The following is a 19,814-nucleotide window of genomic DNA, read 5'->3' as shown; positions in this document are numbered from 1 at the left end:
CAATTTAAATGATTATTTAGGAGATTATTATGGGAAAAGATTTGTTTAATCCACACCTGCGTAAGTTTTCGATTCGAAAACTAAACGTCGGTGTTTGTTCTGTGCTCTTATCGACCTTGCTTCTTTTGGGAGCAGCTGCGCAGGTTAGTGCTGATGAGACTGTTTCTTCTGGGACTCAAAACGACGTTTCTCAAACAGGTATAGCTGATTCCTCAGTAAGTACTGCAGAGCCGCTAAATTCACCAGCTGAGGAAAGTAATCCTGCCACTATTTCAGCTCAGGCAGAAGATACATCTGCTGTAACGACTACAAGGCCTGATTCAGATGGCAAGTCAACAAGTGAGCAGCCGGCTGCAGAAACTGCCTCTTCACAAGCAGGTGTTCCCACAGAAGTTAAGTCTGAGGAGAATACCCAACCAGCTCCTGCTCAACCAGCAGCAGTCGCAGAGACAGCTCAGTCTAGTCGCTCTCGTCGGGTAAGACGGGATGCTGCACCTACTGGTCTGCGAGATGGTGATCCTAACAACACAATTGAGAAGCCTACTTTGGCTGACTCTGAAAAAAAGAACCCAACGGAGTTGATGAAGCAGATCAACTGGCTGGATCTTGGTGATAGAAGCGCCATCAGTAACTTAGATACGGATGATTCCTTTAAAGTTGGTACTGTCTATGAGAAAGAAATTTCTCCAGGTTATCGTATCAAACTGACAGTGACGGAATTAAAACCTTTCCACTCAACAGAGGTTTATCGTGACCGCGTTAAGGGTACTGAGTATGAAAACAGCTATGATCCGAATGCGAAAAACACTTGGTTCAGATATGTAAACGAAGACTATAGAAAGCAAGAAGCCGAGGGAGATTCGGCTAGACCCAAAATTATAGGTTCGGAACAGAATCAATGGACAGCCGTCCGAGACCAAGGGATTAACACCAATGGTCGAAAGACTCAATTACAAGTTCCTAAAAATGGTGCTAGCTACGGTATAAAATTCAAGGTAGAAGCGACTTACCTTGGGAAACCTGTAAAAGCGACGGTTATCATGGCAGATGGAGAAGAGGCCAACCCAGGGGAGTATGCTATCTTCACGACTAATGGCCAAGGATGGGAACACTTGGCAGAATGGAAACGTGTTCGGCCAGATGGGTCTGTAATTACCGACACTTATGCACCGATGAACCCTAACAGATATGGACAATATATAGGGGATAATGCGACTATACCTGTAATCGACTGGACTGCTTTTACTAATCCAGATCAAAAAACAGGAGGCTTGGGCTCTCAGGTCTTTGGTCCTAATACTTCTAAAGATCGCACTGTTCCGATTGTGATGACACGAGGTGCTTCAGAAGTTGGGATTTATATTGCTTCTTCAGGTCAGCAAGCTGCTATGATTGGTTTTATGGTAGTTGATGAGGGGGATGCACCGGCTTCTTATGGAAATGCTGTTCATGCTATTTCTGGTTATGATGCCAATACGGGTGCAAGAACTCCTCAGCCATTCTTGGGTCGAGTTGAAGCTGATATTGATACTACTTCGGGTAATGACTGGAGGCATGATGACGATACTGATCACGCAGACGAAGGGGTTAATCAGCTCTTGCCTTCTGATTTGACCGGTAAGACGAATAACCTTTTCCGAGTCAATCGTCTTCAAAATGGTGACTACTCAGTTCGCTTGCAAGCCTCTGCCAATGGTAATAGCAAGGCCTATGTTCGTGCTTGGATTGATTTCAATCAAAATGGTGTTTTTGATGAAAATGAGGCCAGCGAATTTACTGAAGTAACAACGGCTGGTGACTATACTGTTAATTTTAAGAATAATCCAGCGATGACCAATCCTGCAGTTAGCAAGCTGGGAATGCGGGTCCGTATTGCCCTGAATAAGGGAGATATTGAAAAACCTACGGGAACAGCCTTTAGTGGGGAAGTTGAAGACTTAGAAGTCATCTTGACCTATCCGCCAAAAGGTGAAAAGAAGGAAAGTTCAGGAATAATCGGCCAGCCTCAGAAAGCTACTCTTCAGTTTACACCTCAAGGTATTGATCAAAATGATGAAAGCAAGAAAGCGGCTATTGATACAACTGTAGCACCTGTTGTTTTGGACAATGCAGGACATACATTAACAGCAGATGGCGACGGTTGGTACAATACTGCTGAGGGACGATATAAAGTAACAGCCAAGGGTGCAAATGTGGATGTGATATTTGAACCTAGCAATGGCTATATTGGTACTACTCAAGGAATTAATATCCGCCGTGTTGATACTAATGGTGCAAGTACTGATTGGATTGCAAAGAATAATGGAGAACCTCTTATCAACGATAAGTTGAATAATATGGATGCCCGCTATATTCCGACTGTTTTGAATTTCACGGAACATCGTTCGACGGACGCACAAGGTTTGCCTCAAGTGCAAGATATTGTCTTTAATGATGGCAATCCTGCTAAGACACCTGTTCAACCATCTGCAACGAATCCTGTCTCTTTCTTGGATGCTGATGGCAATCGTATTGTTGGAACAAGCGCGAAGGCAACCTCGCAAGGCCAAGAAGTGGGAACCTTTGAGTTAGATCCAGCTACTGGGCGTGTGACTTTCACTCCGAATAAGTCGTTTGTGGGGACAGTTGACCCAGTCAATCTACAATTGCATGATACCGATGGAATAGAGCACCGCGCAACCTATCAACCGACAGTAACGCGTCTTGTTCCAACAGCACAAGGAGCAAGCTCTGAGGGTATTCAAGGTGCTGAACAATCTGGTAATTTGATTTTTACGCCAGGTGATAATCGTGTGCCAATTAATGAGGCAGTTGCTCCAACTTTTGATAACGGTCAAACAACTAAGGGTGTTCCGAATGTCGGAACTTATATGGTTGATAACTCAGGTCGTGTAACCTTCCAACCGGTTCCTAGCTACACTGGCCGTCCAAGTGCTGAATCTGTTAAACGTGTTGATATGAACGGGACAGAAGTAACCGCTGCTTATCAAGCCGAAGTTAAGGCCGCAACCCCAACAGGTCAAGATACACAGTCTACTGGTTTACAAGGGAAACTTCAAACGAGTCACATAAGCTTTACTCCAGGTCAAGCAAGTATTAATGGACAGACTGCGACGGTGCCTTTAGCGCCAGAGGGACCACGATTTGTAGTTAATGGGCAAATTCAACAAGCTAATAGTCTGCCTGTCCATGATACAAGTGGCAAGCTACAAGGAACTTATACTGTTCAAGCTAATGGAGATATTAGCTTCCAACCTGCACCAGATTTTTATGGGACGCCTACTCCTGCGCGTCTTCGTGTAAGTGATAAGAACGGATCTACAGCAGAAGCAGTTTACCAACCTACAGTGACTCAAGTAACCCCAACCAGCACCAATGCTGAATCAACTGGCCTCCAAGGTCAACTACAAAGTGGCAAACCAACTTTCAGCCCAGGTGACTCAACTGTTCCAATTGATATGGATTCTCCAATGACCTTCGAAGATGGTCAGCCTAAAAAGACTGTTCCAGGAGTAGGTGTATACACAATCAATTCAGATGGTTCTATCACTTTTACACCTGAGAAACAGTATGTTGGCACCCCAACACCAGTGACTGTGAAACGTGTGGATAAGAATGGTACTGAAGTTACTGCTACATATACACCGACCGTTACCAAGGTAACTCCAACTGGCACCAATGCGAATAGTACAGGTCCTCAAGGTGTCCCTCAAACTGGCATTCCAACCTTTGCAGGTGGTGATCCACTAGTTCCAATTGATGACTCAGTAGAGCCAACTTTCGAAGATGGAAGTAAGGAGAAAAAGATTCCAGGTCAAGGAACCTACACCATCACTCCAGATGGCGCAGTGACCTTCACACCAGAAAAGCAGTTTGTAGGAAAACCAGATCCAATCACTGTTAAACGAGTAGACAAGAACGGCACACCAGTGACTGCGACATACAGTCCAGAGTTTACCAAGGTAACTCCAACTGGTACTAGTGCAACGAGCACAGGACCTCAAGGTGTCCCTCAAACTGGCACCCCGATCTTTGCGGGTGGTGATCCACTAGTTCCAATTGATGAAACCGTTGAGCCGACCTTTGAAGATGGCAGCAAGAAGAAGACTATTCCAGGTCAAGGAACTTACACCATTGCCCCAGATGGCGCAGTGACTTTCACACCGGAGAAGGAGTTTGTAGGCAAGCCGTATTCAGTTACTGTGAAACGTATCGATAAAAACGGTACGCCAGTGACTGCAACTTATAGTCCTGAGTTTACGAAAGTGACTCCAACAGGCACCAATACAACCAGCACCGGTCCACAAGGTCTTCCGCAAACCGGCACACCGACCTTTGCAGGTGGTAATCCACTAGTTCCAATCGATGAAACCGTTGAACCAAGCTTCGAAGATGGAAGCAAAGAGAAGACCATTCCAGGTCAAGGAACATACACCATCACTCCAGATGGAGCAGTGACTTTCACACCAGACAAGCAGTTTGTAGGCAAACCAGATTCAGTGACTGTAAAACGTGTCGATAAAAATGGCACTCCAGTAACAGCTACCTACAGTCCAGAGTTTGCCAAGGTTACTCCAACTGGTAAAGATGCTACATCTACAAATATCAAGGGCCATGTTCAAACTGGCAAACCTATCTTCGAAGCAGGTGATCCATTGATTCCAATTGATGAAACAGTTGAACCAACTTTCGAAGATGGAAGTAAGGAAAAGACAATTCCAGGTCAAGGAACATATACCATTACTCCAGATGGAGCAGTGACCTTCACTCCAGATGCTGATTTCCTTGGTCAGGGAAGCGGTGTGACCCTTGTCCGTCGTGATAAGAATGGCAGCTCAGTGACGGCTCGCTATATTCCAACCGTGGTGGAACCATCAACTAGCAAGGACAGTGTATCCAGTGGCCGCAAGGGCCAAGCTCAAACGGGCACGCCAACTTTTGAAGGGGCGATTGACCAGGCAGTGGCACCGACCTTTGCGGACGGCAGCACCGAAATGGTTGTCCCAGGAGAAGGAACTTATCGGTTCACTATGCTAGGGGCAGTGACCTTCGTACCGGAAGCAGATTTTGTTGGAACTGCTCGCGGAGTCGTCGTGAAGCGTTCAGATATTTATGGCAATGCCGTGACGGCAACCTATACCCCAACTGTTTTGGGAAGTACTGCCACAGAAGATACCGGTAGCACCGGTCTCAAAGGCCAGCCTCAAACAGGCAAGCCTCTCTTTGAAGGAGATGTGGATCCAACCGTTCCGCCAACATTCTCAGACGGCAGCACCGAAAAGGTTGTTCCAGGTCAAGGTACTTACACGATTGCGCCAGATGGCACTGTGACCTTTGTACCGGAAACTGGCTTTGTCGGCCAAGCTGACGGTGTGACAGTGATTCGCAAAGACCGCAACGGTCAGACGATTTCAGCAGTTTACGTTCCGACTGTGACAGAAAATCCTGTTCAGCCAGAGCGGACGATTACGCCTGCACCTTCATCACTTTCTAAGAGCGAGGGGACAAAAGCCCTTCCTAAGACAGGTACAGAAGAAACTTCATACTTAGCTGCAAGCTTACTTGCGGGAGTATCAGGTTTGGGTCTGATTGGCTTAGAGAAGCGGAAGAAAAAGTCTGAAGACTAAGAGGTGAGAACTTAGGTTCTAACACCTGAATTAAAAGAGGAAAGATTCATTAGTGAATCTTTTTTCTTTATATTCAAAGAAATAGATCTTAAAAACTTCATGATAGCATTTCTAAAATGTTAAACATTAAAGTAGAATCTGAGATACTCTCAGATTTATTTAATTTATAAGGATTTTTCTATGGTCTATTTTTTCTTTTGTTTTCAAAAATAGACTATAAAATGCTTTGTGTCAATTTTTTTAAAAAATTTTTATATAATTATAGTTATATATATAGCTAACTAAAATGGAATGTTGTATAATAAAACTATTGTAACTAGATGATTATTTAGGAGATTATTATGGGAAAAGATTTATTTAATCCTCACCTGCGTAAGTTTTCGATTCGAAAACTAAACGTCGGTGTTTGTTCTGTGCTCTTGTCAACCCTGCTTCTTTTGGGAGCAGCGGCACAAGTTAGTGCTGATGAAGCTAGTGATTCTGGTGCCCAAAACGAAGTTTCGCAAACAGGAATAGCCGAATCATCAGTGAATTCTGCTGAAACTGTGGCTTCTGAACATTTACAAGCAAAAGAAAGTTCAGCACTTCCTTTTGCTACTGATACCCCTCAATCAGATGATAATCCTAGTCCAAGAAGCTCAGATTCTGAGAAAGTTGAAGAACCTACTGAATCTACAACAACTAAACCAGTTGAGAATACTCAACCAATCACTGTTCAACCAGAAACATCCAACGTGGCTGTCGTGGCTGAAAAGTCAGAAGCAACCGCAGATCTAGCTCAGCCTAATCGCTCTCGTCGTGTGAGACGGGATGCTACACCTACTGGACAACAGAACAGCGTAACAACAGGAGTTCCGATAGGTACTGGACCAGCTGGGGCAGATGATGCTACCTCTACGCCACGAGTACCTAAACCAAGCTTGGAAGAGTCGGTCAAGAAAGATAGTACCCAATTAGCCAAACAGATTAGTTGGCTTGATTTTTCGGATACTGCAAGTTGGAAAGGATTGGATTCACGAGGCGGACTCCAAGTAGGAACGACCTTCAAGAAGGAAATTTCACCGGGCTATGAAGTAACCCTGACGGTCACTGAGCTTAAACCTTTTAACTCGACTGAAACTTATAGAAAACGGGTTGAAGGAACACCGACAGCAAATACTTATGACCCAAATGCTCAGAATGGATACTTAAAGTCTGCAGCAAAGTATGGTCAAACCCCTCCTTCGGTGACAGGAGCTATCCAGAACCAATGGACTTCTATCCGTGATCAAGGTTTTAATACGCAAGGACGAAAGACGCAGCTTGTCTATCCAGAGAACTCTACCAACTGGGGAGTGAAATTCAATATTGAGGCAACCTATCTCGGTAAGCGCGTGGCCCCTACGGTGGTTATGGCCGATGGTGAAGACGCCAACCCAGGTGAATTTGCTATCTTCACTACTAACGGAGAAGGATGGGAATATCTCGGTGAATGGAAGAATAAGAGTACTGCCAAAGAAGCCTACACCGTTATTACCAAGCAAATGCTGGATGATGAAAATGTAAAGAGAAGAGGTCTCTTAATCTTAAGAGATACAAGCGTAGACTGGTATAAGTACCTCAGTCCGGATACTGTGACAGGTGGTCTGGGGACTCAGGTCTTTGGACCAAACCGTTCTAACGAACGGACGGTTCCTGTGGTGATGACACGCGGAGCTTCTGAAGTAGGATTTTATGTAGCATCATCTGGGCAACAGGCTATGATGATGGGATTTTTAGTGGTGGATGGAAGTGATGCGCCAGCGACTTATGGCGAAGCCTTCCATACCATTTCAGGTCGTGATTCTCTGACTGGTAAGCTAATTAATCAGCCTTACTTAGGGACTACTCCAGCAGACATTGATGTTGAGTCATCCAATGACTGGGTTCTGGATGATAAAAAGGAGCATAAGGACGAGGGGGCCAGCCAATTACTAGCGGACGATCAATTAAGTAATTCTAATGATTTGCTTGATTTAGACAAAGCAAAAAATGGAACTTACACAATTAAAATCAAAGCTAATCCAAATGGCAATGCTAAATCCTATGTCAAGGCATGGATAGACTTCAACAATGATGGAGTCTTCAATGAAAGCGAAGGTAGCAACCTACAAGAGATTACAGCTGCTGGTGACTATACCTTGACCTTCAATGCCAACCCAAATATTAGTGGCGGTCAAGTGGACAAATTGGGTATGCGTTTCCGTATTGCGACTAATAAAGGTGATATTGAGCAACCAACCGGTATTGCCTTTAGTGGTGAAGTAGAAGATATGCTCTTACACCGCATTTATCCTCCTAAAGGTGAAAAGCAGACTACGGACGGCTTTACAGGTGAGACTCAAACTGCTGTCCTTCACTTCACACCTAAAGGAACGGATCGTTCAGATGACAGTGTCAATGCAGTTATGAGTACCCAAGCGCCTCAGGTTCTGGATAAACAAGGCAATGCTCTGACGCCTGTTGATGGCAACTATATTCGTCCAGAAGGGACCTATCGCTTGACCGTCAATGGCAATGATGTTCAAGTAGTCTTCACACCAAATGCGGAATTTTCTGGAACTGCTGACGGAGTTAATATTCGCTGGACTGACAGCAATGGTACATCAACTGGTTGGACTTCGACGGATGCTTCTGACCCTAATAAAAATGATCAATTGACTAGTATGGACGGCCGTTATGTGCCGACAGTTCGTAAGATTCCAAACTACGAATCAAGTGGTCTTCAGGGACTGGAACAAAACAAAACGCTAGTCTTTAACGATGATGATGCGAATATGCCTCCTGTTACGCCAGACGCTTCTCATCCTGCTAGTTTTGTTGATGCGAGTGGACGACTGGTAACAGAAAATAAGGTGCCTGCCATGGCCAATGGCCAGCAAGTGGGAACCTATGAATTGGATCCAAATACCGGCCAAGTGACTTTTAAGCCAAACAAGAGCTTTTATGGCATGCCAGACCCAGTGGTAGTTCAAGTCAGTGATACCGATGGTAAAGCACACCGAGCACGTTATCAACCTAAGGTAACCCAAGTAACGCCAAGAAGTATCAATGCTGAATCAACTGGTCTCCAAGGTCAAGCACAAAGTGGTAAGCCAACTTTCACTGCAGGTGACCAACAAATCCCAATTGACATGAGCAAAGCCATGACTTTTGAAAATGGGATGAACACCTTGGAAGTAGCTAATGAAGGAACTTATACTATCAATTCAGATGATACCATTACCTTCAAGCCACTTAAGCAATTCACTGGCAAGGCGACTCCAGTGACAGTCAAACGTGTTGATACCAATGGCACCGAAGTGACTGCAACCTATACACCTAACGTGACCAAGGTTACACCAACCAGCACACCTGCTACTTCATCAGGTCCTCAAGGGGTTCCACAAACAGGAACGCCAGTCTTCAAGGAAGGCGATCCAGCGGTCCCAATCGACTATAACAAGCAAATGACCTTTGATGATGATCAACCTAAGAAGACGGTTGCGGGCGTAGGGGAATATACCATTAATTCAGATGGTTCCATTACCTTTACACCAGATAAGAAATATGTAGGGACCCCAGCCGCAGTGACGGTCAAACGAGTTGACGAAAATGGCACCGAAATAAGAGCAACCTATACGCCAACCGTGACGGAGGTTACACCAAGCAGTACCAATGCCGTTTCAAGTGGCCTGCAAGGACAACCACAAAGTGGTAAGCCGACATTCACACCAGGTGACAAAGCTGTGCCTATTGATATGGCTCAACCAATGACCTTTGAAGATAATCAAACAACTAAGAAGGTAGACAAGGTCGGGACTTATGTCATTGAGTCAGATGGTACGATTACTTTCACTCCAGAAAAGCAATATGTGGGCACGCCAGCTCCAGTGACGGTCAAACGCGTAGACACAAATGGTACCGAAGTGACGGCCACTTACACACCAACCGTGACGCGTGTCACACCAACCAGCACCAATGCTGAATCAACCGGTCTCCAAGGTCAACCGCAAAGCGGCAAGCCAACTTTCAGTCCAGGTGACCAAGCAGTCCCAATAGATATGACCCAGCCCATGACCTTTGAAAATGGAACTGATACATTAGTAGTGGCTGATCAAGGAACTTATACCATCAATTCAGATGGTTCCATCACCTTTAAGCCAGAGAAGAAATTTACTGGCAAGGCGACCCCAGTCAAGGTTAAACGAGTTGACACAAATGGAACAGAAGTAACGGCCACTTACACACCTACTGTTGAAGAAGTTATTCCAAACGCAACTGGCGATCAGACTGAAGGTCCACAAGGATTGGTTCAGAATGGTAAGATTACTTTTGAAGCTGGAAGACCAGAAGTAGGCTTTTCAGCAGACAGTACCCCAGTTTTTGACACTGGTACCAATGTGAAAGAAATTGAAAATGTTGGTAAGTTTGAAGTGGATATTGATGGTAATATTACCTTTACCCCGGTCAAGACATTTGTAGGTAAAACACCTGAAATTGAAGTCAGTCGTGCAGATGTCAACGGTACCATCGCTAAGGCAAAATATCAAGCAACGGTGACAGCAGTAAAGCCAACTGGTGTTGGAAATAAGACAGAAGGTCTGCAAGGTCAAGTTCAAGAAGGTAAAGTGACCTTCACACCAGGGCACGACTCTGTTCCATTCCCAGCTGGTTCGACTCCATTGTTTGATAACCATTCAACAGTGAAAGAAGTACAGAATGTCGGTAAGTTTGAAGTGGACTCTGATGGTAAGGTTACCTTCACTCCAGTCAAGCAGTTTAAGGGGGAAACACCAGAACTTGAATTGACTCGTACTGATGCCAATGGCACCCCTGTTACAGTCAAATACCAAGCAGTAGTGAAAGAAGTGGTTCCAAGAGGAACCGACGCGACTAGCACAGGTCCTCAGGGTGTTCCGCAAATAGGTAGCCCAAGCTTCCAAGGTGGTGATCCGCTAGTTCCGATTGATATGGATTCTCCAATGACCTTTGAAGATGGTCAACCTAAGAAGACAGTTCAAGGAGTAGGAGAATATACCATCAACTCAGATGGTACTATCACCTTTACCCCAGACAAACAGTATGTGGGGACCCCAGCTTCAGTTACTGTTAAACGTGTAGATAAGAACGGCACGGAAGTTACTGCCACCTATACGCCAACGGTAACACGGGTAACGCCTACTAGTACCAATGCTGAATCAACTGGTATCCAAGGTCAACCGCAAAGTGGCAAGCCAACTTTCAGTCCAGGTGACCAAGCTGTTCCAATCGATATGACCAAGCCAATGACCTTTGAAAATGGGACTGACACTTTGGTAGTGGCTAATCAAGGAACTTATACCATTAATTCAGATGGTTCTATTACCTTCCAACCAGTTAAGCAATTTACTGGCAAGGCGACACCTGTTACGGTTAAACGAGTCGATGCTAACGGTACAGAAATAACTGCGACTTATACACCGACCGTTACCAAGGTAACTCCTACTGGCACCAATGCTGAATCGACTGGCATTCAAGGTCAGCCACAAACTGGCACACCAACTTTCCAAGGCGGCGACCCACTGGTTCCAATTGATGACTCAGTAGACCCAACTTTCGAAGATGGAAGTAAGGAGAAAAAGATTCCAGGTCAAGGAACCTACACGATTGCTCCAGATGGTGCAGTGACTTTCACGCCAGACAAGCAATTTGTGGGTAAACCAGATCCAATCACTGTGAAGCGAGTGGATAAGAACGGTACACCAGTGATAGCGACATACAGTCCAGAGTATACTAAGGTAACTCCGACTGGTACTGCCACTAAGACAAAAGGCTTGCAAGGCCAAGTTCAAGAAGGCAAGGTATCCTTCACTCCAGGCCATGATTCTGTTCCATTCCCAACGGATTCGACTCCACTGTTTGATAATGGTTCTTCTGTCAAAGAAGTGCCGAATGTTGGAAAGTTCGAAGTGGATGCAGACGGCAAGGTTACTTTCACTCCAGACAAACAATTCAAGGGAGAAACACCAGAGCTTGAATTGACACGCACTGATGCCAATGGCACCCCTATTACAGTTAAGTACCAAGCGGTAGTGAAAGAAGTGATTCCTACTAGCACCAATGCAACAAGCACAGGACCTCAAGGTGTTCCACAAACTGGTACACCAACTTTCCAAGGTGGTGATCCATTAGTTCCAATTGATGAAACCGTTGAGCCGACCTTTGAAGATGGAAGCAAGGAGAAAAAGATTCCAGGTCAAGGAACCTACACGATTGCTCCAGATGGCGCGGTGACTTTCACGCCAGAGAAGCAGTTTGTAGGCAAGCCAGATTCAGTGACTGTAAAACGAGTCGATAAAAACGGCACTCCAGTAACAGCTACCTACAGCCCAGAATTTACGAAAGTAACTCCAACTGGTACTGGCACCAAGACAGAAGGCTTGCAAGGCCAAGTTCAAGAAGGTAAAGTGACCTTCACCCCTGGTCACGATTCAGTTCCATTCCCTGCTGGTTCGACTCCGTTATTTGACAATGGTTCTTCTGTCAAAGAAGTACCAAATGTTGGTAAGTTCGAAGTGGATGCAGATGGTAAGGTGACCTTTACTCCAGACAAACAATTCAAGGGTGAAACACCGGAACTCGAATTAACTCGTGTGGATGCCAACGGTACTCCTATCACCGTCAAATATCAAGCAGTAGTGAAAGAAGTGATTCCAACTGGCACCAATGCGACTAGCACTGGTCCTCAAGGTGTTCCACAAACTGGTACACCAACTTTCCAAGGTGGTGATCCATTAGTTCCAATTGATGAAACCGTTGAGCCGACCTTTGAAGATGGAAGCAAGGAAAAGACTATTCCAGGTCAGGGAACTTACACCATTACTCCAGATGGAGCAGTGACCTTCACGCCAGACAAGCAGTTTGTAGGCAGACCAGATCCAGTCACTGTGAAACGTGTAGATAAGAACGGAACTCCAGTAATGGCAACTTACAGCCCAGAGTTTACTAAGGTTACGCCAACTGGTACTGGCACTAAGTCAGAAGGCTTGCAAGGTCAAGTCCAAGAAGGTCAAGTCACCTTCACTCCAGGCCATGACTCTGTTCCATTCCCAGCTGGTTCAACTCCATTATTCGATAATGGTACCGCAGTTAAAGAAGTACCAAATGTTGGTAAGTTCGAAGTTGATGCGGACGGCAAGCTTACTTTCACTCCAGACAAACAGTTCAAGGGGGAAACACCGGAACTCGAATTGACTCGGACTGATGCGAATGGAACTCCAGTAACCGTCAAATATCAAGCAGTAGTGAAAGAAGTAACTCCAACTGGTACTAGTGCAACGAGCACAGGTCCTCAAGGTGTTCCACAAACTGGCACCCCAATTTTTGCGGGTGGTGATCCACTAGTTCCAATTGATGAAACCGTAGGGGCAACCTTCGCAGACGGCAACAAGGAAAAAGTGATTCCAGGTCAAGGAACATACACCATCACTCCAGATGGAGCAGTGACTTTCACACCAGACAAGCAGTTTGTAGGCAAACCAGATTCAGTGACTGTAAAACGTGTCGATAAAAATGGCACTCCAGTAACAGCTACCTACAGTCCAGAGTTTGCCAAGGTTACTCCAACTGGTAAAGATGCGACCTCTACGAATATCAAAGGTCATGTTCAGACCGGCAAACCTGTCTTTGAAGCAGGTGATCCATTGGTTCCAATTGATGAAACGATTGCGCCAACTTTCGAAGATGGAAGTAAGGAAAAGACCATTCCAGGTGAGGGAACTTACACCATCGCACCAGACGGCACAGTCACTTTCACTCCAGAAGCTGATTTCCTTGGTCAAGGAAGCGGTGTGACCCTTGTACGTCGTGATAAGAATGGCAGCTCAGTGACGGCTCGCTATATTCCGACCGTAGTGGAACCATCAACTAGCAAGGACAGTGTATCTAGCGGTCGCAAGGGTCAAGCTCAAACAGGCACGCCTACCTTTGAAGGGGCGATTGACCAGGCAGTAGCACCGACCTTTGCGGATGGCAGCACCGAAATGGTTGTCCCAGGTGAGGGAACTTACAGGTTCAATATGCTGGGAGCAGTGACCTTTGTGCCGGAAGCCGACTTTGTCGGAACTGCTCGCGGAGTTGTCGTGAAGCGTTCAGATATTTATGGCAATGCCGTGACGGCTACCTATACCCCAACTGTTTTGGGAAGCACGGCCACAGAAGATACCGGTAGCACCGGTCTCAAAGGCCAGCCGCAGACTGGTAAACCAATCTTTGAAGGAGACGTGGATCCAACCGTTCCTCCAACTTTCGAGGATGGCAGTACTGAAAAGGTTGTTCCAGGCCAAGGAACTTACACGATTGCGCCAGATGGCACAGTGACCTTTGTACCGGAAACTGGCTTTGTCGGCCAAGCTGATGGTGTGACAGTGATTCGCAAAGACCGTAATGGTCAAACTATTTCAGCAGTTTATGTTCCGACTGTGACAGAAAATCCTGTTCAGCCAGAGCGGACGATTACGCCTGCACCACCATCTCTTTCTAAGAGTGAGGATGCAAAATCCCTTCCTAAGACTGGTACAGAAGAAACCTCATATTTAGCAGCAAGCTTGCTTGCGGGAGTATCAGGTTTGGGACTGTTTGGCTTAGAGAAGAGGAAGAAAAAGTCTGAAGACTAACATAGGCTTGAAGAAATTCCGTTAATAAACTAGAAGAATTTCGGAAAAGCTCAAAAACAGGTAGAACTTATGTTCTACCTGTTTTTTTTTAACAAAAAATTGTTGGAATTAATAGAAAGAATAGAAAGCTTCAGCTAGCTAATGACCGTCCTGCTCCTAAGTCAGTTTGATAGTTAAAGAGGGTAACTTTATATCTTCATGCTTTTAATTTTCTCTTCATCTGGTGTGACGCGCAAGGTTTTCTGGCCTGTATAGGTGACAAATCCTGGCTTGCCACCAGTTGGTTTATTGAGTTTTCTAGTCTCAATCATATCTACTTGGACCAGATTAGAGAGTCTGGCCTTGGAGAAGTAGGCCGCTAGCTCGGCAGCGTCAGTCTTGACTTCATCGCTGGGCTGAAGATTGCCTGTGATGACCACATGACTACCTGGAATATCCTTGGCGTGGAACCAAAGATCGTCTTTCTTGGCTATCTTAAACGTCAGCTCATCATTTTGTAGATTGTTACGTCCAACCAGGATAATGGTTTGGCCATCTGTTGCCAAATATTTCTCCGGTTTCTGTCTTTTCTGGATTTTCTCTCTTTGGCGTCGGCGGATAAAACCAGTCTGGATTAGTTCCTCCCGAATTTCTGCAATTTCAGTTAGGCTGGCCTGAGCAAGGGCAGTTTCCACGCTCTCTAGGTAGAGAATCGTAGCTCGAGTCTCCTCAATCAAGCTGGTCAGATGTTTGACGGCTTCCTTGAGCTTCTGGTAACGTTTGAAATAGCGCTGGGCATTTTGGTTGGGGGTTAGAGCCTTGTCAAGCGAGATGATAATCTTCTCACCTGTGTAGTAATTGTCCAGCTCTACCTGATCTTGGTCGTTTGGCACCTGATGGAGAAAGGTAGTCAAAAGTTCCCCTTTTTGACGGAATTCCTCTGCATTCTCCGTTGCTAGAAGTTCTTCCTCTTGCTTGCCCAGCTTTTTCCGGTTCTTTTCCAACTCATTTTCTACTCGGCGAATCAGTTCGCTAGCCTGCTGGTTGACTCGATCTCGCTCAGCCTTGTCCTTATAGAAAGTGTCCAAAAGCTCGGATAGCGTGGACATTTGGGTCTTGCTGTCGGAAAATAGCAGAGCAGAGAAGGATTTTTCGGTCAGGCTTGGCTGAGTTGGACTGGCAAAAAATGCACGGAAAGTTTTGAGCTTGTCAGCTGTCAAACGGCCTCTGAGCTCGGTAGCTGTATCCCGGCCCAAACCCTGAAAAATCTGCTGCAGGCGTTTGGGCTCTAAGTCTTCAGTATGTAAGATTTCAAAGAGCTTTTCATCACCTACAGTGAAAGGATTGAGGCTGCCAGTCTGAGGTGGTGCGACATAGGTTGAGCCCGGCAGGATCGTTCGATAGCTATTCTGAGAAAATCCGACATGTTTGATGGCTTCAATAATCTTACTGCTAGCCTTATCCAAGAGAATGATATTGCTGTGCTTGCCCATAATTTCGATGACCAGAGTTACAGCCACGCTGTCACCGATTTCATTCTTATTCGAAACACTGATTTCCAAAATCCGGTCATTCTCTACCTGCTGGATTGCTTCAATAACAGCGCCCTGCAGGTATTTGCGCATGACCATGATAAAGGTATTGGGAACAGCTGGATTTTCAAACGTGGTATCTGTCAGCTGGACACGCCCAAAAACCGAGTGGGCTGACAGGAGCAGCTTGTGGCTTTGGCGGTTGCTTCGAATCTGTAAAACCAGCTCTTGCTCAAAGGGCTGATTAATCTTCTGAATACGGCCGCCCAGCAATTCGCGGCGGAGCTCCTCTGTCATGTGGTGTAAAAAAAATCCGTCGAAAGACATGTTTTTCTCCTTGAAAGTTGCTACAGAAAATTATAACAAAAAACCAAGCTAAAAGCTTCTAAAGTCTCGGCAAAAAGCAATTTAATTTTTTCCTAGAACTGCCTCTATAAACCAAATCCGAACATTTTATAAAAATTTTCAAAAAGGTCTTGACATCTTTTCAGGAAAAACTTAAAATATAGGAAATTAGAAAAGTAGTAGATGCATTTGTTTTTAGCGAGCTTGTGGTTGGTGGAAATGAGCAGCAAATCTTTACGAAATTGGGCTAATGGATAAAATGAATTTGAAACAATAAGAATTCGGTGGGCACACCTTACAGTGCAGCTTGTTTGATGACAAGATAGAGACATGGGGAATATTTGCTATTTTCCATAATTGAGGTGGCACCGCGATTTACGCCCTCACACAGAGTACCTGTGTGAGGTTTTTTGTTGCTTATTATAAAAAAACAAGGAGAATTGCCTATGTTTAAACGATGGCGTCCCTAGGGATTAAACAGAAAAAATATAAAACATAGAAATGGAGAAAGAACATGAAAAACAAACGATTAATCACTATCTTAGGCCTTCTGGCCGTTTTGGCAATCGGTGGGATTGTCTATTCCAGCTTGAACAGCAAAGGTAACGCCACTAAGACTAGTAGCGACAGTCAGACAGTCAAGGTTGGCGTGCTACAGTATGTCAGCCACCCTTCGCTGGATTTGATTTACAAGGGGATTCAGGATGGTTTGGCTGAAGAAGGCTATAAGGGCGACAAGATTAAGATTGACTTTATGAATGCTGAGGGCGATCAGAGTAAGGTCTCTACTATGAGCAAGCAGCTAGTCTCCAATGACAACGATGTGCTGATTGGGATTGCGACTCCGTCTGCCCAAGGACTGGCTGCAGCTACTAAGGACAAGCCTATTGTCATGGGAGCTATCACAGATCCAGTCGGAGCAAACCTAGTGAAAAATCTGGACAAGCCAGGTGGCAATATCACTGGTGTCTCTGACCGCAATCCAGCCAAGCAACAGTTAGATCTGATTAAAAAATTGACTCCAGATGTCAAAACTATCGGTGCGCTCTACTCTAGCAGCGAAGATAACTCTAAAACTCAGGTGGAAGAGTTCAAAAAATTAGCTGAAGAGGCAGGCTACAAGGTAGAGGAATACTCTGTTCCTTCGACCAATGAAATTGCTTCAACCATGAATGTCATGACTGGCAAGGTTGACGCTATCTGGATTCCAATTGACAATACCATTGCTTCAGCTTTTGCGACAGTTGTGTCCAGCAATAAAGAAGCTAAGAAACCAATTTATCCGAGTGCGACAGCCATGGTAGAAGAAGGAGGTCTTGCCTCTGTCGTTGTAGACCAGTATGACCTAGGTGTTGCGACTGGTAAAATGGCAGCTAAAATCCTTAAAGGTGCCAAACCTGCTGACACTGCAGTAGATATTTTCGATACAGGTAAATCTGTCATTAATACAAAAAATGCCAAAGAACTTGGCATTACTGTACCAGAGGATGTTCTGAAAGAAGCAGGACAAGTGATTAAATAGAAAGAAAGGGAGTCTGTTGTTTGACAGACTTCTTTTTCTCGATAGTCTCTTCTTGTAAATTCTTTAACTTAGCTTGCGAAATATTTAGAAATCTGTTAGAATGAAATATAACTAAATAGCAATCCGCAAGACCAGTAACCTAGGGGAAGTTTAACAGGGAGGGGAGCCAGCGACTGAAAGCTCTCTAGATGAAAGCTAGGCGAATTCACTTGCTCTAGGATTGATAAGTAAGGTCTGGCTTGCCAGATAAAAAACGGATGGTACCGCGTGTCAACGCTCCGCTTATGGAGATTGGCGCGCTTTTTATTTTGGAGGGAAAATGACGAAAACGATTGAAGAACAACTGAAAAGCCTGCGTGAAGAGACTCTAGCTTCTCTCAAGCAGCTCAAGGCTGAGAATCAAAAAGAACTGCAGGATTTGCGTGTAGCTGTATTGGGTAAGAAGGGTTCACTGACTGAAGTCCTGAAAGGGATGAAGGATATTTCAGCTGAAATGCGGCCGATTATCGGGAAGCACGTCAATGAAGCGCGTGATATTTTGACAGCAGCCTTTGAAAAGACTGCTCAAGAGATGGAAGAGCAATTAGTCGCTCTGAAACTGGCTGAGGAATCCTTGGATGTGACTCTTCCAGGCCGTCAAATTCCAGTAGGGAACCGTCATATTCTCAGCCAGACTAGTGAGGAAATTGAGGATATTTTCATCGGGATGGGCTATCAGGTTGTGGACGGCTTTGAAGTGGAAAAGGACTATTACAACTTTGAGCGGATGAATCTGCCTAAGGACCACCCGGCTCGGGATATGCAGGACACTTTCTACATTACAGAGGAGATCCTGCTCAGAACCCACACCAGTCCGGTGCAGGCGCGAGCTATGGACGCTCATGACTTTTCTAAAGGGCCACTCAAGATGATCTCACCAGGGCGCGTTTTCCGTCGGGATACCGATGATGCGACTCACTCCCACCAATTTCATCAGATTGAAGGCCTGGTGGTTGGAGAAAATATTTCCATGGCCAACCTGCAAGGAACGCTGCAGCTGATTGTACAGAAAATGTTTGGTGAGGACCGCAGTATTCGTCTGCGTCCGTCTTACTTCCCATTCACAGAGCCGTCTGTTGAAGTGGATGTTTCCTGCTTTAAGTGTGGCGGTGCCGGCTGTAATGTCTGCAAGAAGACCGGCTGGATTGAGATTATGGGAGCTGGTATGGTGCATCCGCGCGTGCTGGAAATGAGCGGCATTGATGCGGAGAAATATTCTGGATTTGCCTTTGGTCTTGGTCAAGAGCGGGTAGCTATGCTTCGCTACGGTATCAACGACATTCGTGGCTTCTACCAAGGAGATATTCGTTTTTCTCAGCAGTTTAAGTAGAAACCTGTATTCATAGATGCAGCTTTTCTGAGAAAGGAGTGCAGTATGCTAGTCAGAGTCAAAAAAGAAGAGGCGAACTTCCTGAGAGATGTGGAGGTCCAAACTTATCAAGAAACCTTTGGTCCATTTATCAAGGAAGCTGATATGGCTCATTATTTTGACAATGAGCTGTCGCTTGCGACCATCGAAAAGGAACTGGCAGACCCTGAGTCAGAGACTTATTTTGTTGTCAAAGACGGTGAAATTGCTGGTTTTCTCAAGTTTAACTGGGGACATGCTCAAACGGAGCAAGAACTACCACAAGCCTTTGAGGTTCAGCGAATCTATGTCTTGAAAGCCTACCATGGTCAAGGCTTGGGCAAGGAAATGTTTGAATTTGCCTTAGAAGAAGCCGAGAAACGAGGCTTTGACTGGGTCTGGCTAGGCGTCTGGGAAAAGAATTTTAGAGCCCAAGATTTTTACTTCAAATACGGCTTTGAAAAATTTAGCCAGCACGACTATATCACTGGTGAGACGGTAGACACAGACTGGCTGCTGCGCAAGAAATTGAAATAAACAAGAAAATTTAAAGAGAGGAAATGATACGACCTAAAAGCTCTAAATTGAGATGATTTGTTTCTAAAATCAGACTTTCAGACAAATCCCTAAAATTTGGTTGGTCAAGTTCCTCAGCGATAGAATAGAGAAAGGAATTGAACCCGGGCTAAAAACTCGAAAAAAAGATAGACTTGCGATCATTCGTCGAATGTTTAGCCAATCTCCTATTTTTCAGTCGTTTTTGACGCC

The 19,814-nt window shown here is 45.2% G+C and carries 6 protein-coding genes, 1 pseudogene and 1 other annotated feature; of the genes and pseudogenes, 6 read left to right on the top strand and 1 reads right to left on the bottom strand.

The window, feature by feature from the left end; genetic code table 11:
- Window positions 1–29 precede the first annotated feature (29 nt).
- The 3 genes and pseudogenes from MFP28_RS07255 to MFP28_RS07245 all read left to right on the top strand — a co-directional run.
- A pseudogene (locus MFP28_RS07255) lies at window positions 30–1,391 on the top strand (CshA/CshB family fibrillar adhesin-related protein); the annotation flags it as partial.
- A complete protein-coding gene (locus MFP28_RS07250; RefSeq protein WP_427192030.1) occupies window positions 1,389–5,627 on the top strand; it encodes a GEVED domain-containing protein in 4,239 nt (1,412 codons plus the stop codon). The pseudogene MFP28_RS07255 and the gene MFP28_RS07250, both read left to right, overlap by 3 nt.
- Window positions 5,628–5,968: 341 nt before the next feature.
- Entirely contained in the window at window positions 5,969–14,281 is an 8,313-nt protein-coding gene (locus MFP28_RS07245; RefSeq protein ID WP_002906821.1) for a CshA/CshB family fibrillar adhesin-related protein, read from the top strand.
- Between the two features lie 188 nt (window positions 14,282–14,469).
- Here MFP28_RS07245 and fbpA read toward each other — a convergent pair whose 3' ends face one another.
- Window positions 14,470–16,119, bottom strand: coding sequence for an Rqc2 family fibronectin-binding protein FbpA (fbpA, locus tag MFP28_RS07240; protein WP_002906820.1), 1,650 nt, complete (start codon window positions 16,117–16,119; stop codon window positions 14,470–14,472).
- 172 nt (window positions 16,120–16,291) lie between these two features.
- Window positions 16,292–16,525 (top strand) — a binding site (T-box leader).
- Between the two features lie 126 nt (window positions 16,526–16,651).
- On the opposite strand from fbpA, the gene trpX reads away from it, so the two are divergent.
- The 3 genes from trpX (at window position 16,652) to MFP28_RS07225 (ending at window position 19,583) form a co-directional block, all read left to right on the top strand.
- The gene (gene trpX, locus MFP28_RS07235; protein WP_002906819.1) at window positions 16,652–17,659 is read left to right on the top strand and encodes a tryptophan ABC transporter substrate-binding protein; all 1,008 of its coding nucleotides are present in this window, start codon (window positions 16,652–16,654) and stop codon (window positions 17,657–17,659) included.
- Between the two features lie 319 nt (window positions 17,660–17,978).
- Window positions 17,979–19,028, top strand: a complete 1,050-nt coding sequence (pheS, locus tag MFP28_RS07230; protein ID WP_002900605.1) for a phenylalanine--tRNA ligase subunit alpha — start codon at window positions 17,979–17,981, stop codon at window positions 19,026–19,028.
- 45 nt (window positions 19,029–19,073) lie between these two features.
- A complete protein-coding gene (locus MFP28_RS07225) occupies window positions 19,074–19,583 on the top strand; it encodes a GNAT family N-acetyltransferase (protein WP_002906818.1) in 510 nt (169 codons plus the stop codon).
- The last annotated feature ends 231 nt before the right edge of the window (window positions 19,584–19,814 follow it).

Origin of the sequence: Streptococcus sanguinis (assembly GCF_050234405.1) — a bacterium.
GTDB lineage: Bacteria > Bacillota > Bacilli > Lactobacillales > Streptococcaceae > Streptococcus > Streptococcus sanguinis_W.
This window is presented reverse-complemented; position numbering and strand designations above follow the sequence as displayed.